Consider the following 22,100-nt stretch of genomic DNA (forward strand, 5'->3'; position numbering starts at 1 on the left):
GGTAGGGCCGTGGTCGCGAACATCGCCGGGACCAGCACCGACACCACCGGTGTGAGTCACTCCTACGAGGGCGGGCACTACATCAGCGTCGTCGGCTACCGCGACAACGGCAGCACCGTCACGATCGCCGACTCCGCCGACCCCAACCAGGCCGCCTACCAGATCACCGTCGAGCACCTCGCCGACTGGATCGCCACCCGCGGCTACGCCACCAGCTGACACCCAGCGCCACACCAGCACCACCAGGCCAGCACCTCAGCACCACCAGGCCAGCACTCCAGCACGCCAGCACACCAGCACCACCAGGCCAACACGCACACACCGAAGGGCCGGACCCCACCACGGGGGCCCGGCCCTTCGCCATGCCCACACCCGAAATCCGAGCAACTTCCCGGATGGTGCTGCCTCCCACTCGCGGGAGACAGCAACAACCCTGTTGTTGCGCAGATCGTGGCGGCCACCTGGCGTGGCGGCCGCACGACGCGGCGGTGCCTTGAGGACGTCAGTCGGTGGCTAGGACGGTGAGGATCTGCTCGCCGTACTTGGCGAGTTTGTTCTCGCCGACCCCGCTGACCCGGGACAGCTCGGCAAGCGTGCCGGGTGCGTCGCTGGCGATCTGTCGCAGCGTGGCGTCGTGAAAGATCACGTACGCCGGGACGCCCTGCTCCTTGGCGGTGGTCGCCCGCCACGCGCGCAGCCGCTCGAAGACGGACGCGGCGGCCGGGGTCAGCTCGGCCACCACGGTGGACGAGCCGCGTGGCTTCGACGAGCGGCTCGACGCCGGCTTCTCCGGCTCGCGGCGCATGGTGACGGTGCGGCGGCGACCGAGGACGTCGGCGCTCGCCTCGGTCAGGGCCAGGGTGCCGTAGTCGCCCTCGACGGCGAGGAGACCTTCGGCGAGCAGTTGCCGGACCACCCCTCGCCACTCGGCCTCGCTGTGCTCGGCGCCGATGCCGAAGACGGTGAGCGAGTCGTGAGCGTACTGGCTGATCTTGTCGGTCTGTTTGCCGAGCAGGATGTCGATGCAGTGCCCGGCGCCGAAGCGTTGGTTGCGTTCGCGGTCGAGGCGGAAGACGGTGGACAGCAGCTTCTGCGCGGCGACGGTGCCGTCCCAGGACTCGGGCGGGGTGAGGCAGGTGTCGCAGTTGCCGCAGGCGGCTGTCGTCGTCTCGCCGAAGTATTCGAGCAGCTGGACCCGCCGGCAGCGGACGGTCTCGCAGAGGGCGAGCATCGCGTCCAGGTGGGCGGCCAGGTTGCGGCGGTGGGCGAGGTCGCCGTCGGACGTCTCGATCATCTTGCGTTGCTGGACCACGTCCTGCAGCCCGTACGCCAGCCAAGCGGTGGACGGCAGGCCGTCGCGGCCGGCGCGGCCGGTCTCCTGGTAGTAGCCCTCGACGGACTTGGGTAGGTCGAGGTGGGCGACGAAGCGGACGTCGGGCTTGTCGATGCCCATGCCGAAGGCGATCGTGGCTACCATGACCAGGCCGTCTTCGCGCAGGAAGCGCTGCTGGTTGGCGGCGCGGGTGCTGGCGTCCAGCCCGGCGTGGTAGGGCAGGGCGGCGACCCCGTTGGCGGTGAGGAACTCGGCCGTCTTGTCCACCGAGGCCCGGGACAGGCAGTAGACGATGCCGGCGTCGCCGGGGTGCTCGTCGCGCAGCAGGGTCAGCAGCTGCTTGCGGGGCTCCCGTTTGGGCACGATCCGGTATTGGATGTTGGGCCGGTCGAAGCTGGCCACGAAGTGCCGGGCGTCGTCGAGCTTCAGTCGGGTCGCGATCTCGGTGCGGGTGGCGCTCGTCGCGGTGGCGGTCAGTGCGATGCGGGGCACCTGCGGCCAGCGTTCGTGCAGCATCGACAGCGCGAGGTAGTCGGGGCGGAAGTCGTGCCCCCACTGGGACACGCAGTGCGCCTCGTCGATCGCGAAGAGGGAGATGCGGCCCCGGTCCAGCAGGGCGAGGGTGGACCGGACGCCGAGCGCCTCCGGTGCCAGGTAGAGCAGGTCCAGTTCACCGGCGACGAAGGCGGCCTCGACCCGGCGGCGCTCGTCAAGGGTCTGGGTCGAGTTGAGGAACCCGGCGCGGACGCCGACTGCGGTGAGGGCGTCGACCTGATCCTGCATGAGCGCGATCAGCGGGGACACGACGACCGCGACGCCGTCGCGGACCAGGGCCGGGATCTGGTAGCACAGGGACTTGCCGCCACCGGTGGGCATCAGCACCAGCGCGTCGCCGCCGGCGACGATGTGGTCGATCACGTCCTGCTGGAAACCGCGGAAGGCGTCGTAACCGAACACCCGGCGCAGCACCGGCAACGCGCCCTCGGTCCGCAGGTCGGTGGGGGAAGCCATCCGGGGAGTCTACGAGCCGACCCCGACACCGCCCGCCCGGCGCACCCGAGCGGGGTGGGCCGGACGGGCGACGGGGTCAGCCGGGCTGGCTGGACCGGTTGGCCAGGCCGCGCGGCGGGGCCTTCATCCCGACGACGATGTCGACGATCTCGATGTAGCGGGCCTTGTTGCCCATGCGGAAGGCGGTGGCCGCCGCGTTGATCTCCTCGAGGGTGTCGGCCTCGACCATGGTGACCTGGTCGTATTTGCCGTTCACCCCGGTGCAGACCACGTGGCTGAGCTGCTTGGCGAAGCGGCCCAGGTCACGGGCGTGCTCGGCGGAGATCTCGTGGATGCCCTCGCGACCGAGGGCGAAGTACTCGGGGTTGATCCGCATGAACAGGAAGCCGACGTACTTGTTCTTGTCCGCCAGGTCGTGCATCGCGCCCTCCAGACTCGTTCTGACCTGCGACGATCACGCTGAGCGTATTGAGGTTCGCTGATCGTCATCAAGCCCGCGTGCTGTCGGGAGGGCGACCGTCGAAACGGTCCGCGGGCGCCTCCCGGCCACGGGTGCCCGGCCGCGACCCGGCGGCGGGATAGAGTCGCTGATTGACCAATCGCGGCCGATGGCGGCCGCGGCGCCACGGCTTGGGGGTACGGGTGAGCGAGGCGCGCGCAGTCGGTGACCGGATGGACGGCCCGGACGCCGATGACGAGCAGCTGGCGACCGAGTCGGAGACGACTCTCGTGGTGGTCACCGGCCTCTCCGGAGGTGGCCGCAGCACTGTCGCCCGGGCGTTGGAGAACGTCGGCTACTACGTCGTGGACAACCTGCCGCAGGCCCTGATGCTGGACATGGCCGAGCTGGCGTTCAAGGCGGGCGGCGCGGCCCGGCGTACCGCAATGGTGCTCGACGTGCGGTCGCGGGCCTTCTCCACCGATCTGGCCGGGGCGATCCGGGAGCTGAAGGAGCGCGGGTTCTCGCCCCGGGTGGTCTTCGTCGACGCCGACGACGAGGTGTTGATCCGGCGGTTCGAGAGCGTCCGGCGGTCGCACCCGTTGCAGGGCGACGGGCGGCTGGCTGACGGCATCGCCGTGGAGCGCGGTCTGCTGGAGGAGGCGCGCGACCAGGCCGACGTGATCATCGACACCAGCCACCTGAACGTCAACCAGCTCCGGCGGCGCATCGAGGAGCTGTTCGGTGGCGAGGACGCCCGCCGGCTGCGGGTCACCGTGCTGTCGTTCGGCTTCAAGTACGGCCTGCCGCCGGACGCCGACTTCGTGTTGGACGCCCGTTTCCTGCCCAACCCGTACTGGGTGCCGGAGCTGCGGGAGCACACCGGGCGGGAGGAGGCGGTCAGCGCGTACGTGCTGGGCCAGGAGGGCGCGGACGTCTTCGTCGCCTCGTACGCCGATCTGGTCAACGCCACCACGACCGGCTTCGAGCGGGAGGGTAAGCGCTACCTCACGGTCGCCGTGGGCTGCACCGGCGGCAAGCACCGCAGTGTGGCCATCGCGGAGGAGCTGGCCAGCCGGCTGCGTCACTCCGGGCTGGCGGCGAACGCCCAGCACCGCGACCTGGGGCGGGAATGACGGCCCGGCGGGTGGTGGCGTTCGGCGGCGGGCACGGGCTGTCCGCCTCGCTGCGTGCGCTGCGCCACTGCGCTCCGGAACTCGACCTCGACATCACCGCTGTGGTCACGGTGGGTGACGACGGCGGCTCCAGTGGCCGGCTGCGGGCCGAGCGGGGTGGCCTGCCCCCGGGGGATCTGCGCCAGGCGCTCGTGGCGTTGGCCGGGGACCATCCGGCCACCCGTCGCAGCGCGGGGCTGTTCCAGCACCGCTTCGCCGCCGCGCCGGAGGGCGTACCCCGATCGGGAGCGACCGACCCGGGCCCGGCGGCGGGCGACCATCCGGACCGGGACGGCGGCGGCCGACGGGGCGACGAGCCGGCGCCCCGGCGCGGCACCGACGGGGCGTCGGCCGGCACCGACGGTCTGGCCGGGCACGCGGTGGGCAACCTGGTGCTCTGCGGCCTCATGGAGCTGCTCGGCGACCCGGTGGCCGCGCTGGAGCACGCCGGCGCGATGCTCGGCGCGGTGGGCCGGGTGTTGCCGATGTCGCGCCAACCGGTAGGCATCGAGGCCCGGGTCCGCGGCGTCGACCCGGCCGCCCCGGACGAGGTGCGCACGGTCAGCGGCCAGCACCAGGTGGCGGTCACCACCGGGCGGGTCGAGTCGCTGCGCCTCACCCCGAGCGCCCCGCCGGCCTGCGCCGAGGCCGTCGAGGCGATCCGGGCGGCCGACTGGTTGATCTTCGGGCCGGGCAGTTGGTACACGAGTGTGCTTCCGCACCTGCTGGTGCCGCAGTTGGCCGACGCGATCGTGTCCACCTCGGCCCGGCGGCTGGTCACGTTGAACCTCGCCGCGGAGAAGGAGACCCTCGGGCTCTCCGTCGCCGACCACCTCGCGGCGCTGCACTGGTACCTGCCCGAGCTCAAGGTGGATCTTGTGCTGGCCGACGCCAAGGCGGTGGGTGACCCCGAACCTGTCGAACGTGCGGCAGAATCGCTTGGTGCCCGCCTGGTCCTCGCCCCCGTCGCCGTCGTCGACGGGACTCCCCGCCATGATCCGGCTGCCCTGGGCGCCGCGCTGGTGCCTGTCCTGGGCGCCGATCGTTAGACACGTACGTAATCTCCGGCGACACGCCGGAACAGGTCCGTGAGGGGACGCACAATGGCGATGACGGCCGCGGTCAAGGACGAGCTGAGTCGGGTCGACGTGCCCAAGCCCTGCTGTCGGCGGGCGGAGATGGCCGCACTGCTGCGCTTCGCCGGCGGGCTGCACATCGTCTCCGGCCGTGTGGTGGTGGAGGCTGAACTAGACACCGGGGCGGTGGCCCGGCGGCTGCGCCGGGAGATCGCCGAGGTCTACGGCTACCCCAGTGAGATCCACGTGCTGGCCTCCGGTGGGCTGCGCAAGGGCAGCCACTTCATCGTGCGGGTGGTCAAGGACGGCGAGGCCCTCGCGCGGCAGACCGGCCTGCTCGACGTGCGGGGTCGCCCGGTGCGCGGGCTGCCCCCGCACGTGGTGGCGGCGAACGTCTGCTGCGCGGTCTCCGCGTGGCGGGGCGCGTTCATGGCCCACGGCTCGCTCACCGAGCCCGGCCGCTCCAGCGCCCTGGAGATCACCTGCCCGGGGCCGGAGTCGGCGCTGGCGCTCGTCGGCGCGGCCCGCCGCATCGGCATCACCGCGAAGAACCGTGAGGTCCGCGGGGTGGACCGGGTGGTCGTCAAGGACGGTGACGCGATCGCCGCGCTGCTCACCCGGATCGGCGCGCACTCGAGCGTGCTGGCCTGGGAGGAGCGTCGGGTACGCCGCGAGGTGCGGGCCACCGCCAACCGGCTCGCCAACTTCGACGACGCCAACCTGCGCCGCTCGGCGCGGGCCGCGGTCGCCGCCGCCGCCCGGGTCACCCGCGCGTTGGAGATCCTCGCCGACGAGGCGCCCAACCACCTGACCGACGCCGGGCGGCTGCGCCTGGAGCACCGGCAGGCGTCGCTGGAGGAGTTGGGCGCGCTTGCCGACCCGCCGCTGACCAAGGACGCCATCGCCGGGCGGATCCGCCGTCTCCTGGCGCTCGCCGACAAGCGGGCCCGGGACCTTGGCATCCCGGATACGGAAGCGGCAGTCACGCCCGACATGCTCGTGGTCTGATAGGACGGTGGGGCCGCACGGTGCGCCCGGGAGCACGACCCGGCGCAGCGTGGTCTCGCACGCTCGGATAAGGTCGCTGAGTACGGCAAGGGGGCCGACACCGGCCTTTCTCGTCGTGCCCACCGCCTCGGGCGGTCAGGTCCTCAGACCGCGCGGCGGGGTGGCCGAGATGAACCGTCGACGGCCGGCTCCAAACGGTCGGCGCACACCATTCCCGCCGGCCCGTTGTGCGAAGCCGGCGGACCAGAACGCGAGGAGATGGGACCTGTGACCATCCGGGTTGGCATCAACGGCTTTGGCCGAATCGGCCGTAACTTCTTCCGGGCAGTGCTGGCGTCCGACGCCGACATCGAGGTCGTGGCGGTGAACGACCTGACCGACAACGGCACGCTCGCCCACCTGCTCAAGTACGACAGCATCCTCGGCCGCCTGCCCTACGAGGTCAAGGCCACCGCCGACGAGATCACCGTCGGTGGCAAGACCATCAAGGCGTACGCCGAGAAGGACCCGTCGAAGCTGCCGTGGGGCGAGGTCGGCGCCGACGTCGTCATCGAGTCGACCGGCTTCTTCACCGACGCCACCAAGGCCAAGGCGCACGTCGACGGCGGGGCCAAGAAGGTCATCATCTCCGCCCCGGCGAAGAACGAGGACGTCACCGTCGTCATGGGTGTCAACCACGACACCTACGACCCGGCGAAGCACACCATCATCTCCAACGCTTCGTGCACCACGAACTGCCTCGCGCCGATGGCGAAGGTCCTGCACGACACGTTCGGCATCCAGCACGGCCTGATGACGACGATCCACGCGTACACCCAGGACCAGAACCTCCAGGACGCGCCGCACTCGGACCTGCGTCGCGCCCGGGCCGCCGCGCTGAACATCGTGCCGACCTCGACCGGCGCCGCCAAGGCGATCGGCCTGGTCCTTCCGGACCTCAAGGGCAAGCTCGACGGGTACGCCCTGCGGGTGCCGATCCCGACCGGCTCGGTCACCGACCTCACCGTCAACGTGGGTCGCGAGACCACCGTCGACGAGGTCAACGCCGCGCTGAAGGCCGCCGCGGACGGCCCGCTCAAGGGCATCCTGGTCTACAACGAGGACCCGATCGTCTCCACCGACATCGTGACCGACCCGGCGTCGTGCATCTTCGACGCGCCGCTGACCAAGGTCGTCGGCAACCAGGTCAAGGTCGTCGGCTGGTACGACAACGAGTGGGGCTACTCCAACCGCCTGGTCGACCTCGTCAAGCTGGTCGGTAGCTCGCTGTGAGTGCGAGGAGTGAGCTTGCGAGCCCCGCAGTCACGAACGGAGGGCTAGCTCTGTGAGCATCCGGACCCTCGACGACCTGCTCGCCGAGGGGGTGTCGGGTCGGCGCGTGCTGGTGCGCGCCGACCTGAACGTCCCGCTCGACAAGCAGACCGGTGCCATTAACGATCATAACTCCGCCTCCGCGCCGCAAGGCGGCACTCCGGACGGAGTGAGGATCGCCGATGACGGCCGCATCCGCGCGGTGCTGCCGACCCTCGGCGCGCTTGTCGAGGCCGGCGCGAAGGTGGTCGTCTGCTCGCACCTGGGCCGCCCGAAGGGTGCCCCGGACCCGCAGTTCAGCCTGGGCCCGGTCGCCGGGCGGCTCGGTGAGCTGCTCGGCGCGCCGGTGCACTTCGCCACCGACACCGTCGGTGAGTCGGCCCGCTCCACCGTCGCCGACCTGGCCGACGGTCAGGTCGCCCTGCTGGAGAACCTGCGTTTCAACGCCGGTGAGACCAGCAAGGACGAGGCCGAGCGGGGCGCCTTCGCCGACCAACTCGCCGCGTTCGGCGACGCGTACGTGGACGACGCCTTCGGCGCCGTGCACCGCAAGCACGCGAGCGTCTTCGACGTGCCGGCCCGGTTGCCGCACGTCGCGGGCCGGCTGGTGCTGCGGGAGGTCGAGGTCCTCTCGAAGCTCACCGGTGACCCCGAGCGCCCGTACGTGGTGGTGCTCGGTGGGTCGAAGGTGTCCGACAAGCTCGCCGTGATCGAGGCGCTGCTGCCCACCGTCGACCGGCTGCTCATCGGTGGCGGGATGTGCTTCACCTTCCTCAAGGCCCAGGGCCTGGAGGTGGGCACGTCGCTGCTGGAGAAGGACATGGTCGAGACCTGCCGCAACCTGCTGGAGCGGGCCAACGGCAAGATCCTGCTCCCGGTCGACGTGGTGGTCGCGGACGCGTTCGCCCCGGACGCGGCGCACGACACGGTGCGTGTCGACGGCATCCCGAGCCACCGGCTCGGCCTGGATGTCGGCCCCGAGACGGTGGCCGGCTTCAGCGCCGCGCTGTCCCAGGCGAAGACGATCTTCTGGAACGGCCCGATGGGCGTGTTCGAGATGCCGGCCTTCGCGGCGGGCACCCGGGGGATCGCCGAGGCGATCACCAAGGCCGACGCGTTCAGCGTCGTCGGTGGCGGTGACTCCGCGGCGGCCGTCCGTGCCCTGGGGCTGGACGAGTCGTCCTTCGGGCACATCTCCACAGGTGGTGGCGCCTCCCTGGAATACCTCGAGGGCAAGACCCTCCCCGGCATCGCGGCCCTGGAGAACTGAATGTCGAGCACCACCCGCCGGCCGTTGATGGCCGGCAACTGGAAGATGAACCTCAACCACCTTGAGGCCAACCTGCTGGTGCAGAAGCTGGCGGCGAGCCTCACCGAGAAGCAGCTCACCGACGTCGAGACGGTCGTGCTGCCGCCCTTCACCGACCTGCGCACCGTGCAGACCGCGGTGGACGGGGACAAGCTGCTGATCGGCTACGGCGGGCAGGACCTCTCCCCGCACGCGTCCGGCGCGTACACCGGGGACATCTCCGGGCCGCTGCTGGCCAAGCTCGGCTGCACGTACGTGGTGGTCGGGCACTCCGAGCGGCGGGCCTACCACAACGAGGACGACGCGCTCGTCAACGCCAAGGTCAAGGCGGCGTTGCAGCACGGCCTGACGCCGATCCTCTGCGTGGGGGAGGGGCTGGACATCCGCGAGCAGGGCACCCACGTGGCGCACTGCTCCGACCAGCTCGACGGTGGCCTCGCCGGGCTCACCCCCGAGCAGGTGCGGCAGGTCGTGATCGCGTACGAGCCGGTCTGGGCGATCGGTACGGGCAAGACCGCCACCCCGGAGGACGCCCAGGAGGTCTGCGGGGCGGTGCGTCAGCGGCTGGCGGAACGCTTCGACCAGGAGACCGCCGACCAGGTCCGGGTCCTCTACGGCGGCTCGGTCAAGGCGTCAAACGTCGCCTCGATCATGGCCCAACCGGACGTGGACGGGGGCCTCGTGGGGGGCGCCAGCCTGGACGCGGAGGAGTTCGCTCAAATCTGCCGGTTCCCGGAGCACCTCGCCCGCTGATCGCTCGGTATCCTGGACACCGCCCGTCCGCCGGTCGGTGCCGCCGTGCCCGATCAGACCGGGCGAGGATCGCTACGAGAGGAACTGACCCCAGCCATGCCGATCTGGTTCGCATACACGTTGATCGTGTTGCTGGTCATCACGAGCATTCTGCTCACCCTGCTGATCCTGCTGCACCGCGGCAAGGGTGGCGGTCTGTCGAGCATGTTCGGCGGTGGCGTCAGCTCCAGCCTCGCCGGCTCCTCGGTCGCCGAGAAGAACCTGGACCGTTACACCGTTCTGGTGAGCGTCGTCTGGTTCGCCGCAATCATCGGGCTCGGGCTCTGGCTGCGCCTCCAAATGAACAGCGGCGCCTGAGCAGGCTCAGTAAGTCGTACAATCTGCGCGCGGTCCGTCACTCGACGGGCCGCGCGCAGGCTTTTCTCCGCTGCACCGCGTCGCCCGCCGCTCCACCCCCGAAGACGGCGGGTCCCCTCCGACGACAGGAGCGAGCAGCCGTGCCGAGTGGCAACGTTATCCGGGGAGCCCGGGTCGGGTCCGCACCGATGCGCCCGGACGAGCGGCACCAACCCGCCCCCCGACAGGACGTCACCTACTGGTGCCGGAACGACCACCGGGTCGACATCCGGATCGCCGCAGACGTCGAGCCGCCTTCCCTGTGGGACTGCCCCCGCTGCGGCCTGCCCGCCGGCCGGGACGCCCAGAACCCACCGGGTCGGGTCCGCGCCGAACCGTACAAGAGCCATCTGGCGTACGTGAAGGAGCGGCGCACCGCCGAGGAGGGGGAGGCGCTGCTCGCCGAGGCGCTCGCCGCACTACGCCGTCGACGCGGCGAGTAGCGGCCTCCTCTTCGCGCTCAGCGCAGGCTGCGGAGTCGGGCGGGCACGTCGGCTGCCGCTGCCCGGTCCAGCAGCCAGCGGGTGCGGTGCACGCCGTGCACGCCGGCCGCCGGCAGCTGCACCGGCCCGGCGCCGGCCAACGCCATACCCACCGCGCGGGCCTTGTCGGCGCCGGCGGCCACCAGCCAGACCTCCTCGGCGGTGTTGATCGCCGGCAGGGTGAGGGTGGTCCGGGTCGGCGGCGGCTTCGGGCTGCCCCGCACCGCGCTGACCGGCCGAGTCTCGTAGCCGACCGGGTGCTCGGGGAAGACCGAGGCCACGTGGCCGTCCTCGCCGACGCCGAGCATCAGCACGTCGAAGTGCGGCAGGGTGGCGTGCCCGGGTCGGGCGGCCCGAACCAGCTCCTGCGCGTACGCGGCGGCCGCCGCCTCGGGGTCGTTGCCGGCCGGGCCGTCCGAGGCCGGCATCGCGTGCACCCGGGCCGGGTCCAGCGGCACCGCGTCCAGCAGGGCGGCGCGTGCCTGCGTTTCGTTGCGGTCCGGATCACCTGCGGGCAGGAACCGTTCGTCACCCCACCACACGTCGACCCGGGACCAGTCCACCGCGTCGCGGGCCGGCAGCGTCGCCACCGCCCGGTACACGGCCCCGGCGACCCGCCCGCCGGTGAGCACCACCGAGGCTTCGCCCCGGTCGGCCTGGGCGTCGAGCAGCTTCACCAGCAACCGGGCCGCCACGGCCTGTGCCAGCAGGTCGGCGTCGGCGTGGACGGCGACACTCGCCTCACTCATGGTTGCGCCTTCGTTTCCCGACCGCGCGGCGGTCGCTGTCGTGCCCGGGGCGATGTGCCCGAGGTGGTGGGGCGGAAACCCCGGAGGTTACAAGGCAGGGCCGGTGCGTACCGGCCCTGCCCGACGTGCTGCCCCGGCTGGGCTCAGCCCTCGCCGCTCGTGCCGAGATGCGCGGTGACGCCGGCCTCGGCGCGCTGCGCGGTGGCCGGATCCTTCCAGACGTGGACCCGCTGCGCGGGGCGCTGCTCCAGCCCGCGCAGCCCGACAGTCGCGCCAAGCGCCTCCGCGTACACCTGGTCGGCGTCCAGCCGGCGCAGCTCCTCGGCCAGCTCGTCGCCGAGCGGGCGGCGGACCAACGGCAGGGCCCGGTCGTCCTGACCCGTCCGCCGGAACACGGCCATGCTGTCCTCGCGGGTCAGCGTCAGCTGGTCGCCGTTGGCGCAGCTGAGCTGCACCTCCCGCATCCGCGGGAACTCGTTGCTGTCCACCCGGCGTGGGGTGATGCCGAGCCGGCTGGACAGCCAACCGGCCATCAACGCCGCCGTCGGATCGGTCGCCGGCGCGACGATCGTCGCCTCGGTGACCTGGGCGCTCGTGGTGTCGAAGGCTCCGGCGACAAGGGTGCGCCACGGGGTGATCCGGGTCCACGCCAGGTCGGTGTCGCCCGGGGCGTAGTCCCGGGCACGCTGCCGCAGCGCCTCCACCGGGTCGGCGGCCTGCGCGGAGTCGGTGATCCTCCGGTCGGCCACCACCCCGAGGAAGTCGGTGGCGATCTCCGCCGGCGGCTCCCCGTGCCACCAGGTGACCACCGGCACGTCGGGAACGAGCAGCGGCATCACGACCGACTCGGCGTGCAGGGACAACCGACCGTACATCCGGGTGACCACCGCCTCGCACGGGCCGAGCCGTCCGCCGACCACGATCTCCGCGTCCAGCCGGTTGCGGTCCCGCTCGATCTCCGAGCGCACCACCACCACCAGCCGGCACGGGTGCGCGGCGGCGGCGATCGTCGCGGCGGCCTCGGCCTCCCGGACCCGCTTCTCGTCCACGACCACGATGAGGGTGAGCGCCATGCCGCTGGCCACCCCGCCGGCGCTGCGTCGCTCGGCGGCGAGCGCCTTGACCACCTCGTTGCCGGTGGTGTCCCACAGCCCGATCATGCTCGTCTCCAGGCGCGGCCCTCGCGGGCCAGCATCTCGTCGGAGGCCCGGGGGCCCCACTCGCCGGCCCGGTACGGCTCCGGGGTGGTGCCCTCCCAGGCGTGCTCCAGGGGGTCGATCACCTGCCAGCTCTGCTCGACCTCTGCCGCGTCCGGGAACAGGGTGCGATCGCCGATCAGTACGTCGAGCACGAGACGCTCGTACGCCTCGGGGCTGGACTCGGTGAACGCCTCGCCGTACTGGAAGTCCATCGCGATGTCGCGGACCTCCATGGTCGTGCCCGGCACCTTCGAGCCGAACTTGAGCACCACACCCTCGTCCGGCTGCACCCGGATGACCAGTTGGTTGTTGCCCAGCGACTCCATGTCGGCGTCGTTGAACGGCAGGTGCGGCGCCTTCTTGAACATGATGGCGACCTCGGTGACCCGCCGGGGAAGCCGCTTGCCCGCCCGGATGTAGAACGGCACCTCCGCCCAGCGGCGGTTCTGGATGCCCAGCCGCACCGCCACGTACGTCTCGGTCGTGGAGCCGGCGGGGACGTCCTGCTCGTCCAGGTAACCGACCGCGCGTTCGCCGCCGACCCAACCGGGCAGGTACTGGCCGCGGACGGTGTCCCGGGCGACGTCCTTGGGCAGGGTGATGGCCTTGAGCACCTTCAGCTTCTCGGCCCGGATCTCGTCGGCGTCGAAGCTTGTCGGCTCCTCCATCGCCACCAGGGCGAGGAGTTGGAGGAGGTGGTTCTGCAGGACGTCGCGGGCGGTGCCGACGGTGTCGTAGAAGCCCGCGCGGGTGCCGATGCCGACGTCCTCCGCCATGGTGATCTGCACCGAGTCGACGTACTTGGAGTTCCACAGCGGCTCGAACAGGTTGTTGGCGAACCGCAGGGCGAGGATGTTCTGGACCGTCTCCTTGCCCAGGTAGTGGTCGATCCGGAAGACGTCCTGCCGGGTGAAGACGTCGTCGACGAGGTCGTTGAGCGCCTTCGCCGAGGGCAGGTCGTTACCGAACGGCTTCTCCACCACGACCCGGCGCCAACCGCCGGACTTGTCGTTGTCGGCCATGCCGGTGCGGGCCAGTTGCTTGAGCACGACGGGGAACGCGGCCGGCGGGATGGAGAAGTAGAACGCCGCGTTGCCGGCGATGCCGTGGGTCTGCCGCAGGTCGTCGAGCGTCGCGGAGAGCGTGTCGAACGCCGCGTCGTCGTCGAACGACCCACCGACGAACTTGATGTTGCCGGCCAGCCGCGCCCACACCTCGTCCCGCCAGGGGGTGCGGGCGTGCTTGCGGGCCGCCTCACAGGCCAACGTCTCGAAGTCGCCGTCGCCCCAGTCGCGGCGCGCGAAGCCGAGCACCACGAAGCCCGGCGGCAACAGCCCCCGGTTGGCCAGGTCGTAGACCGCGGGGAGCAGCTTCTTACGGGCCAGGTCGCCGGTCACCCCGAAGATCACCAGAGCGCAGGGCTCCGGGATCCGGGGCAACCGGCGGTCCTGCGGGTCGCGCAGCGGGTTCACCGAGTTACCTTCGGTTCGCGACTGCGGGGCTCGCAACCCCGGCTCACTCCTCGCGCTCACGGAGCCAACTCGGTTCGCGACTGCGGGGCTCGCAACCCCGGCTCACTCCTCGCGCTCACGGTGCCCCCTTGCTTCCGCTTCACTCACGTCGTCCATCCTCACGCCCGTAGATCACCGGCCGCGTTCAGTAGCTGGGCGACACCGGCGGCCCGGTCGGTCAGGTGCAACCGCAGCACCGGCCGCTCCCGACCGGCGAGGGCTTCCCGGTCCCCGGCGGCCTGCGCCGCCTGCAGCTCACCGAAGGTGTACGGCTTGCCCGGCACCTCCAGGTCCTCGGCGACCGCGCCGGTCACCTGGAGGTAGCTGCCCACCTGCGGGCCGCCCTTGTGGTACTGGCCGGTCGAGTGCAGGAACCGCGGACCCCAGCCGAAGGTGACCGGCCGGCCACCCGCCTGGGCCAGCAGCGACCGCAGCCGGGCCGTGTCGGCGTCGGCGAACCGGTCGAGGTACGCCATCACCGCGAGGTAACCGTCGTCGCCCAGCCCGTCGAGCAGCCAGCGCAGCACCCCGGCCAGGTCGCCCGGGGCGCCCTGCGGGGCGTACACCTCGATCGCGCCCTCGGTGAACGACGGCGACTCCGCCGGCAGGCCCGAGGCCAGGATCTTGTTGGTGTTCTCCTTGGACTCGGTGACGTTCGGCTGGTTGAACGGGTCGATACCGAGCACCACGCCGGCCACCGCCGTGGCGTACTCCCAGGCCAGGAACTGTGCGCCGAGCGGACCGTTGACGGCGACGTCCGGCGTGGCGCCGCCGCCCGGCACGTCACCGGGGGCCAGCGCACCGCCGTAGCTGACGGTCAGCACGTCCGCGCCGGTGGCGCCGGGGCTCTGCGGGGACTCCACGACCACCGGGAGGATGCCCACCCCGGCCTTACCTGTCGACTCGGCGATCAGCTGCTCGGCCCAGTCGCCGAGCCCGTCGATGCCGGTGCCGTCGGAGAGCAGGGCGACCTTGTCCCGGGCCAGCGTGGCCGCGGCGCCCAGGGCGGCGCCAAGCGCCAGCGCCGGGTTGTTCTGGTCCGCGCCGAGCGACGTGGCCAGCGCGTCGGCCTGGTCGAGCAGCTCCGCGACCTCGACCCCGGCCAGCGCCGACGGCACCAGACCGAACGCGGTCAGGGCCGAGTACCGACCGCCGACGTTCGGGTCGGCGAGCACGGTGAACGCACCCATCTCGGCCGCGGTGGCCTCCAGCGGTGAACCCGGGTCGGTGACGATGACGAAGTGCCGGCCGGCCTCCGCCTCGGTCATCCCGGCGTCCAGGAACGCCTGCCAGTACGCGCGCCGGTGGCTGTCGGTCTCCACCGTCGACCCGGACTTGCTCGCCACCACCACGACGGTGCGCTCCAGCCGGTCACCGAGCGCCGCCCGGACCTGGCCCGGGTCGGTGGTGTCCAGCACGGTCAACGGCCTACCCAGCGTCTGGGTGATCACCTCGGGCGCGAGCGACGAGCCGCCCATGCCGGCGAGCACCACGTGATCCAGGTCGGCCAGCTCGGCCTTCAGCTCGGCCAACTGCGCCAGCAGCTCGCGGCTGCGCCGGTGGGTGTCCACCCAGCCCAGTCGGATCTTCGCCTCGGCCTCGGCGTCCGGACCCCACAGGCTCGCGTCCTTGCCCGCCAGCTTGCCCGGGACGCCGGCCTTGACCAGCGCGTCCCGGGTCGAGGCGGGCGCGGCCTTGTCGACCGCGTCCGCGCCGTACACGGCGAGCCCGGCGGCTGCCTCCACCGGCCCCGCGAGAAGGTCACTCATGCCGTCACTCCGCTCCGCTGCGTGCCGTCATGAGTCGTCGCACTGAGCCTGCTGATTCGCTCGCTCATGCGTCACCGGCCTTGTCGGCGGCCTTGGCGTTGCCCTTGGCGGCCTTGTTCGGCGCGCCGGTGCCCTGCGCCGCCGCCTTCAGCGACTTGGTCACCCCGTCGAGCAGCTCCTGCCAGCTGACCTCGAACTTCTCCACGCCCTCGCGCTCCAGGGTGGCGATCACGTCGGCCATGTCCACCCCGACCGACTCCAGGTCCGCGAAGACCTTGCGGGCCGCGTCGTAGGCGCCGGTCACGGTGTCGCCGCGGGTCTCGCCGTGGTCGGCGTACGCGTGGATGACCGACTCCGGCATGGTGTTGACCGTGCCGGGTGCGATCAGCTCCTCGACGTAGATGACGTCCCGGTAGTCCGGGTTCTTCGTCGAGGTCGACGCCCACAGCGGTCGCTGCGGGTGCGCGCCGGCGGCGGCGAGCGCCTTCCAGCGGTCGGAGGAGAAGACCTCGGTGTAGCGCTCGTACGCGAGCTGGGCGTTCGCGACCGCGGCCTTGCCCTTCAGGGCCTTGGCCTGGTCCGAGCCGACCTTCTCCAGCCTCTTGTCGACCTCGGAGTCGACGCGGGAGACGAAGAACGACGCCACCGAGCCGATCTTCGACAGGTCGTGCCCGTTGGCCTTGGCCTGCTCCAGGCCGGCGAGGAACGCCTCCATGACCGCCGAGTAGCGGTCCAGACCGAAGATCAGCGTGACGTTGACGCTGATCCCCTCGGCCAGGGTGTCGGTGATCGCCGACAGCCCCTCCTCGGTGGCCGGGATCTTGATGTAGAGGTTGGGCCGGTCGACCAGCCACCACAGCGCCTTGGCCTCGGCGACGGTCTTGTCCGCGTCGTGCGCGCTGCGCGGGTCCACCTCGATCGAGACCCGGCCGTCGACACCGTCGCTGCCGTCGTACGACGGGCGCATCACGTCGCAGGCCCACCGTACGTCGTACGTGGTGAGCATCCGTACGGCCTCTTCCACGTCCACGTCACGGGTGGCGAGGTCACGCAGCTGCCAGTTGTACTCGTCGGCGTCGCTGAGGGCCTTGGCGAAGATCGTCGGGTTGGTGGTGACGCCGGCCACGTGCTTCTCGCGGCGGAGCTGGTCCAGCCCGCCGGAGCTCAGCCGCACCCGGGAAAGGTCGTCGAGCCAGACCGCCACGCCCGCGGCGGTGAGCTCATTCAGCTTGTCGGTCATGCCGTCCACGCTCCCTCAGTTGCCGGTCGTGAAACCGGTGATGTCGCCCACCCGGGCCAGCGAGGCGTGTGCCGCCGCCACGATCCGGTCGGGGGTGAACCCGAACTGCTCGAAGAGCACGGTGTGCGGGGCGCTCGCGCCGTAGTGCTCGAGGCTGACGCTCTCGCCCAGGTCACCGACGATGCCGCGCCAGGACATCGCGATGCCCGCCTCCACGCTCACCCGTGCCTTTACCCCGCGTGGGAGCACCGACTCCCGGTACGCCTCGTCCTGCTCGTAGAACCACTCCTGGCAGGGCATCGAGACGACCCGGGTCGGGGTGCCGTCGGCCTCCAGCCGCTCCCGGGCGGTCAGGCAGAGCTGCACCTCGGAACCGGTGCCGACGATGATCACCTGAGGCTTGCCGTTGGACGCCTCGGCCAGCACGTAGCCGCCCTTCGCCACGCCCTCGGCGCTGCCCAGGACGTCGCGGTCGATGGTCGGCAGCGGTTGACGGCTCAGCGCCAACGCGGTCGGCCGGTCGGTGTGCTCCAGCGCCTGCCGCCAGGCCCAGGCGGTTTCGTTGGCGTCCGCCGGACGGACCACGTCCAGGCCCGGGATGGCACGCAGCGCGGTCAGGTGCTCGACCGGCTGGTGGGTCGGGCCGTCCTCGCCGAGGCCGATCGAGTCGTGCGTCCAGACGTAGGTCACCGGCAGCTTCATCAGCGCGGCCAGCCGCACCGACGGACGCATGTAGTCGCTGAACACCAGGAACGTGCCGCCGTACGGGCGGGTGCCACCGTGCAGGGCGATGCCGTTGAGGATCGCGCCCATGGCGTGCTCACGGATGCCGAAGTGCAGCGTGCGGCCGTACTCGTGACCGGGGAAGTCCTTGGTGGCGTGCGACGCCGGGATGAACGACGGCTCGCCCTTCATGGTGGTGTTGTTGCTCTCGGCCAGGTCGGCCGAGCCGCCCCACAGCTCGGGGAGCACCGGGGCCAGGGCCTCCAGGACCTTGCCGGAGGCGGCCCGGGTGGCGACGCCCTTGGCGTCCGCCGGGAAGACCGGCAACGCGTCGGTCCAGCCATCGGGGAGTACGCGGCCAGCCAGCCGCTCGTAGAGCGCGGTGCGCTCCGGGTTGGCCTTCTTCCAGGCGTCGAACGCGGTGGTCCACTCCTGCTGGGCGTCGGAGCCGCGGCCCATCACCGTGCGGGCGTGGCTGAGCACCTCCTCGTCGACCTGGAAGGTCTGCTCCGGGTCGAAGTCGAGGATCCGTTTGGTGGCCTTCACCTCGTCGGCGCCGAGCGCGGAACCGTGGATCTTGCCGGTGTTCTGCTTGTTGGGCGCGGGCCAGCCGATGATGGTGCGCAGCGCGATGAAGGAGGGGCGAGCGGTCTCGGCCTTGGCGGCGACCAGCGCGGCGTAGAGCGCCTCCGCGTCCTCGTGGTAGTCGCCCTGGTCGGCGTCGCCGCTGCGCCAGTCGACGGTCTGCACGTGCCAGCCGTACGCCTCGTAGCGGGCGGCCACGTCCTCGCTCTTGGCGATGCGGGTGTCGTCCTCGATGGAGATCTCGTTGTCGTCGTAGATCACCGTGAGGTTGCCCAGCTGCTGGTGCCCGGCGAGGGCGCTGGCCTCGTGGCTGATGCCCTCCTCGATGTCACCGTCGGAGACGATGCACCAGATGTCGTGGTCGAAGACGGACGCGCCGAGCTCGGCCTCCGGGTCGAACAGGCCACGCTCGCGGCGGGCCGCCATGGCCATGCCGACCGCGTTGCCCAGACCCTGACCGAGCGGGCCGGTGGTGGTCTCCACGCCCGGCGTGTGACCGTGCTCGGGGTGCCCCGGCGTCTGCGAGCCCCATTGCCGCAGCGACTTGAGGTCGTCCAGGCTCAGCGGGTAACCGGAGAGGAACAGCTGGATGTAGAGCGTCAGGCTGGAGTGCCCGGCGGAGAGGACGAAGCGGTCGCGGCCGGGCCAGTTCGGGTCGGCCGGGTTGTGCCGCATGACGCGGTTGAAGAGGAGGTACGCCGCGGGCGCGAGGCTCATCGCGGTGCCCGGGTGGCCGTTGCCGGATTTCTCGACGGCGTCCATGGCCAGCACGCGGACGGTATCTACGGCCCGGCGATCGAGGTCGGACCAGTTCAGTGCGGAGTGCTCGGGTCGTTTAACAGCCACGATGGTTGTGCTCCTCGGCAGATGGGCGGAACCCTCACCGATGACCTTATCGAGCGTCCCTAAACGCGCGCCCAGGGATCTGTGCATGGTGTGCGCTACGTGACCATCCGAATGCTCGGTTCAACCCGGTGGTGTGACGGCCCGCACCGTTGTCGGGTCGGCCGGGCAGCCAAAACGACGACGCGTAGTGTGTGGGTCGGTATGCGGGCCCGAGGGGCCCCGACCGATCCGATCTCCCCGTGCCCGATGCCGGAAGGTGGCAATCCGTGAGCATGATCACCGAGCGCCCCGCGAGCAACCCGGCCGGGCCGCACCCGGCGCGGGCGGCCGAGGGCCCGGTGGCCCGGCGGGACGTACGCGCGGTCTTCTCCGCGTACGTGGCACTCACCAAGCCGCGGATCGTCGAGTTGCTGCTGGTCACCACCATTCCGGCGATGATGCTCGCCGAGGGCGGGCTGCCGTCGCTGTGGCTGATGGCCGTCGTGCTGATCGGTGGCTCGCTCGCCGCCGGTGCGGCAAGCGTCCTCAACTGCTACATCGACCGCGACATCGACCAACTGATGCGGCGTACCAAGCGTCGGCCGCTCCCGGCGCACACGGTGTCGCCGCGAAGTGCGTTGATCTTCGGTCTGGTGCTGGCGGCGGTGTCGGTCGCTCTGATGGCGGCGTTCACCAACCTGCTGGCCGCCGGCCTGACCCTTGCGGCGATCGCCTACTACGACCTCGTCTACACCCTGTGGCTGAAGCGCTCCACCCCGGCGAACACCTTCTGGGGCGGCGCCTGTGGGGCTGCTCCGGTGCTGATCGGGTGGGCGGCGGTGACCGGCTCGCTGGCGCCGGCCGCCTGGGGGCTCTTCGCGGTGGTCTTCTTCTGGCAGATGCCGCACTTCTACCCGCTCGCCATGAAGTACAAGGACGACTACGCGCGGGCCGGCATTCCGATGCTGCCGGTGGTGGCCTCGATCCGCCGGGTGAACGCCGAGATCCTGGTCTTCGCGTGGCTCACCGTGCTCACCTCCCTGGCCGTCTGGCCGCTGGGGCTCAGCGCGATCTACGGGGTGCCGACCCTGGTGGTGGGCGCCATCTTCCTGGTCGAGGCGCACAAGCTGTGCCGGCGCGCGACGCGCGGCGAGGCGGTCAAGCCGATGCGGCTGTTCCACTGGTCGACGACGTACCTGACGATCGTCTTCGTGGCCGTCGCGCTCGACGCGCTGATCTGACCCGTCCTGCGAGCCCCGGGCTCTATCCCGGAGGCGAACGACGTCCATGATTCACTGACTAATCATGAGCGTGGATGAGTTGTCCGGGTTTAACGTCACATCAGAGTAACTTTCATCATGAGTCGGATCGACTCAACTCCGGACAGTTCACGCATGATTTGCCGACGGGTTTTGAGCGCAAAAGTCCTGATATAAACGGACAGCAAACCTGTGGTCGTCCTTAAACCTGTAGGTAATTGGCATCACAAAAGGTTCATGGTTCTCGCCCGACAGGGTGCGACTCTGCTTAGGCTTCGCGTCATGGCAGATGGTTCCGATACGACGCTGACGGCCGAGCAGACCGCCGGCGAGCAGGCGCCCCACGGCCTGGTCGCTGGCCTCAAGGCCTTCGCCGCCGGGCACGGCGGCGCGAAGGCGGTCATCGAGTACGTCGGCAAGCGTGGCGCGCGGATCGTCCTGGTGGGTTCCGACGGTGAGTGGGGCGACCAGTTCGCCGACGACACCGTCACCGCTCGGGAGGCGTGCGCCAAGGCGGGAGTCACCGTCGAGAACGCCTGGGAGCGTGAACTGATGGACCAGATGCGACCGAGCAACGACCTCTGGCGGTCGATGGCCCGGCGCACGATGGCCCGCTGAATAGACAGCTGAATTGACCACACATCACCAGTCGACCCGGGGGGAACCCCGGGTCGCTCTCGTCACCTGCGCCGACCTGGCCGACCTCGACCCGGACGACCGGCTGGTCCTCGCCCCGCTCGCGGCGAGCGGCGTCGCCGTAGAGACCGTCATCTGGGACGACCCCGACGTCGACTGGTCGTCCTACGACCTCGTCGTGCTCCGCTCACCCTGGGACTACGCGCTGCGCCGCGACGAGTTCGTCACCTGGGCCGCCACCGTGCCAGCGCTCGTCAACCCGGCCGACGTGGTCCGCTGGAACACCGACAAGCGCTACCTCGCCGAGCTGAGCGCCGCCGGGGTGCCGACCGTGCCGACCTCCTGGGTCGAGCCGGGGGATAGTTGGCAGTCGCCCGCCGACACCGGCGAGTACGTGCTCAAGCCCGCGATCAGCGCCGGCAGTCAGGACACCGGCCGCTACGACCTCGCCGACCCGCAGCACCGCGACCTGGCCGCCGCACACGTTCGTCGGCTCTCCGAGGCCGGCCGGGTGACCATGGTCCAGCCGTACCTGCGCGCCGTCGACACCGAGGGCGAGACCGCCCTGCTGTTCCTGGCCGGCCCCGACGGGCTGGCGTTCAGCCACGCGATCCGCAAGGGCCCGATGCTGACCGGGCCGGACCTCGGCCCGGACGGGCTCTACAAGGCCGAGGAGATCACCGCCCGCACGGCGCGCCCCGAACAACTGGCGGTGGCCGAGCGAACCCTCGCGGCAATCCCCGGCGGCACCCGACAACTGCTGTACGCCCGGGTCGACCTGATTCCCGGCCCGGACGGCGAGCCGGTCCTTGTCGAGCTGGAGCTGACCGAGCCGTCGCTCTTCATCGGGTACGCGGACGGCGCCCCCGACCGTCTCGCCGCCGCGATCACCACCCACCTGACCCGCACCGCCTGAACCCGCCCCCACCACAAGCCCGCCGCACGACAGGCGTCCGCCCTCCGCTGGGAGACCGTCGGCCGTTCCAGCCGTAGCCGTGGTCACGAGTGAGGCCACAGACCTGCCGTGGAGTGACCGGGTGCGGTTGGTTGCCGTGCTGCTCGGGCGTGTTGGTGGTGTGGTTGGGGTGCTGCTGCAGAGGGCGCCGGGTGTCGTCCCTAGGTTGTGCGGCTGGGGCGTGCCGCGCCGGGACCTCCCCTTTGCTCTGCACCCGCCGATGCGCCACCCGCGCGCGCACCACCCACGCCAGGCGACCACACCCGCGCACGCACCACCTATGCCAGGCGACCCACCCGCGCACGCACCACCCAAGCCAGGCGACCACACCCGCGCACGCACCACCAGATCGGAAG

20 protein-coding genes are annotated in these 22,100 nt (G+C 71.2%); 12 read left to right on the plus strand and 8 right to left on the minus strand.

Features of this window, described 5'->3' with window-relative positions; genetic code table 11:
- Positions 1 to 219 (plus strand): C39 family peptidase (locus ACWER9_RS29070; protein ID WP_452304846.1); only part of this gene is annotated, 219 nt, incomplete at its 5' end.
- Between the two features lie 283 nt (positions 220 to 502).
- Here the strand turns inward: ACWER9_RS29070 and recQ are convergent.
- Positions 503 to 2,344 carry a DNA helicase RecQ gene (gene recQ / locus ACWER9_RS29075; RefSeq protein ID WP_452304847.1) on the minus strand — a complete coding sequence of 614 codons (1,842 nt, stop codon included), beginning with the start codon at positions 2,342 to 2,344 and terminating at the stop codon, positions 503 to 505.
- Positions 2,345 to 2,420: 76 nt separating this feature from the next.
- Entirely contained in the window at positions 2,421 to 2,765 is a 345-nt protein-coding gene (locus ACWER9_RS29080) for a hypothetical protein (RefSeq protein ID WP_452304848.1), read from the minus strand.
- A 251-nt stretch (positions 2,766 to 3,016) separates the two neighbouring features.
- Between ACWER9_RS29080 and rapZ the strand changes: the two genes are divergently transcribed.
- The 8 genes from rapZ to ACWER9_RS29120 all read left to right on the plus strand — a co-directional run bounded on the left by rapZ (position 3,017) and on the right by ACWER9_RS29120 (position 10,254).
- Positions 3,017 to 3,919 (plus strand): RNase adapter RapZ, encoded by a 903-nt coding sequence (gene rapZ, locus ACWER9_RS29085; protein ID WP_452304861.1) that lies wholly within the window; start codon positions 3,017 to 3,019, stop codon positions 3,917 to 3,919.
- Complete coding sequence (locus ACWER9_RS29090; RefSeq protein ID WP_452304849.1) at positions 3,916 to 5,007, plus strand: gluconeogenesis factor YvcK family protein; 1,092 nt, start codon at positions 3,916 to 3,918, stop codon at positions 5,005 to 5,007. The genes rapZ and ACWER9_RS29090 overlap by 4 nt, the downstream gene beginning before the upstream one ends.
- A gap of 54 nt (positions 5,008 to 5,061) precedes the next feature.
- Positions 5,062 to 6,042, plus strand: coding sequence for a DNA-binding protein WhiA (gene whiA / locus ACWER9_RS29095; RefSeq protein ID WP_030337350.1), 981 nt, complete (start codon positions 5,062 to 5,064; stop codon positions 6,040 to 6,042).
- Positions 6,043 to 6,309: 267 nt separating this feature from the next.
- Positions 6,310 to 7,314, plus strand: coding sequence for a type I glyceraldehyde-3-phosphate dehydrogenase (gene gap / locus ACWER9_RS29100; protein WP_088988543.1), 1,005 nt, complete (start codon positions 6,310 to 6,312; stop codon positions 7,312 to 7,314).
- A 52-nt stretch (positions 7,315 to 7,366) separates the two neighbouring features.
- The gene (locus tag ACWER9_RS29105) at positions 7,367 to 8,623 is read left to right on the plus strand and encodes a phosphoglycerate kinase (protein WP_452304850.1); all 1,257 of its coding nucleotides are present in this window, start codon (positions 7,367 to 7,369) and stop codon (positions 8,621 to 8,623) included.
- A complete protein-coding gene (tpiA, locus tag ACWER9_RS29110) occupies positions 8,624 to 9,415 on the plus strand; it encodes a triose-phosphate isomerase (protein ID WP_452304851.1) in 792 nt (263 codons plus the stop codon). It abuts the gene before it with no gap.
- 96 nt (positions 9,416 to 9,511) lie between these two features.
- The gene (secG, locus tag ACWER9_RS29115; RefSeq protein ID WP_121653040.1) at positions 9,512 to 9,772 is read left to right on the plus strand and encodes a preprotein translocase subunit SecG; all 261 of its coding nucleotides are present in this window, start codon (positions 9,512 to 9,514) and stop codon (positions 9,770 to 9,772) included.
- 140 nt (positions 9,773 to 9,912) lie between these two features.
- Entirely contained in the window at positions 9,913 to 10,254 is a 342-nt protein-coding gene (locus tag ACWER9_RS29120; protein ID WP_452304852.1) for an RNA polymerase-binding protein RbpA, read from the plus strand.
- A 17-nt stretch (positions 10,255 to 10,271) separates the two neighbouring features.
- Here ACWER9_RS29120 and pgl read toward each other — a convergent pair whose 3' ends face one another.
- From pgl to tkt, 6 genes are all read right to left on the minus strand, one after another.
- Positions 10,272 to 11,042 carry a 6-phosphogluconolactonase gene (pgl, locus tag ACWER9_RS29125; protein ID WP_452304853.1) on the minus strand — a complete coding sequence of 257 codons (771 nt, stop codon included), beginning with the start codon at positions 11,040 to 11,042 and terminating at the stop codon, positions 10,272 to 10,274.
- Positions 11,043 to 11,185: 143 nt separating this feature from the next.
- Positions 11,186 to 12,202: a glucose-6-phosphate dehydrogenase assembly protein OpcA gene (locus ACWER9_RS29130; RefSeq protein WP_452304854.1), complete on the minus strand. Its 1,017-nt coding sequence runs from the start codon at positions 12,200 to 12,202 to the stop codon at positions 11,186 to 11,188.
- Complete coding sequence (zwf, locus tag ACWER9_RS29135) at positions 12,199 to 13,713, minus strand: glucose-6-phosphate dehydrogenase (RefSeq protein WP_452304855.1); 1,515 nt, start codon at positions 13,711 to 13,713, stop codon at positions 12,199 to 12,201. Before zwf ends, ACWER9_RS29130 begins: the two co-directional genes overlap by 4 nt.
- 158 nt (positions 13,714 to 13,871) lie before the next feature.
- Positions 13,872 to 15,521, minus strand: coding sequence for a glucose-6-phosphate isomerase (locus tag ACWER9_RS29140; RefSeq protein ID WP_452304856.1), 1,650 nt, complete (start codon positions 15,519 to 15,521; stop codon positions 13,872 to 13,874).
- A gap of 64 nt (positions 15,522 to 15,585) precedes the next feature.
- A complete protein-coding gene (tal, locus tag ACWER9_RS29145) occupies positions 15,586 to 16,761 on the minus strand; it encodes a transaldolase (RefSeq protein WP_452304857.1) in 1,176 nt (391 codons plus the stop codon).
- A 15-nt stretch (positions 16,762 to 16,776) separates the two neighbouring features.
- Positions 16,777 to 18,915 (minus strand): transketolase, encoded by a 2,139-nt coding sequence (gene tkt, locus ACWER9_RS29150; protein ID WP_452304858.1) that lies wholly within the window; start codon positions 18,913 to 18,915, stop codon positions 16,777 to 16,779.
- Positions 18,916 to 19,181: 266 nt separating this feature from the next.
- On the opposite strand from tkt, the gene ACWER9_RS29155 reads away from it, so the two are divergent.
- The 3 genes from ACWER9_RS29155 to ACWER9_RS29165 all read left to right on the plus strand — a co-directional run bounded on the left by ACWER9_RS29155 (position 19,182) and on the right by ACWER9_RS29165 (position 21,705).
- Entirely contained in the window at positions 19,182 to 20,135 is a 954-nt protein-coding gene (locus tag ACWER9_RS29155; protein WP_452304859.1) for a heme o synthase, read from the plus strand.
- A gap of 300 nt (positions 20,136 to 20,435) precedes the next feature.
- Positions 20,436 to 20,771 carry a hypothetical protein gene (locus ACWER9_RS29160; RefSeq protein WP_030491570.1) on the plus strand — a complete coding sequence of 112 codons (336 nt, stop codon included), beginning with the start codon at positions 20,436 to 20,438 and terminating at the stop codon, positions 20,769 to 20,771.
- A 13-nt stretch (positions 20,772 to 20,784) separates the two neighbouring features.
- The gene (locus ACWER9_RS29165) at positions 20,785 to 21,705 is read left to right on the plus strand and encodes an ATP-grasp domain-containing protein (protein WP_452304860.1); all 921 of its coding nucleotides are present in this window, start codon (positions 20,785 to 20,787) and stop codon (positions 21,703 to 21,705) included.
- Positions 21,706 to 22,100: the final 395 nt, after the last annotated feature.

The sequence above is a fragment of the Micromonospora sp. NPDC003944 genome (assembly GCF_053605225.1).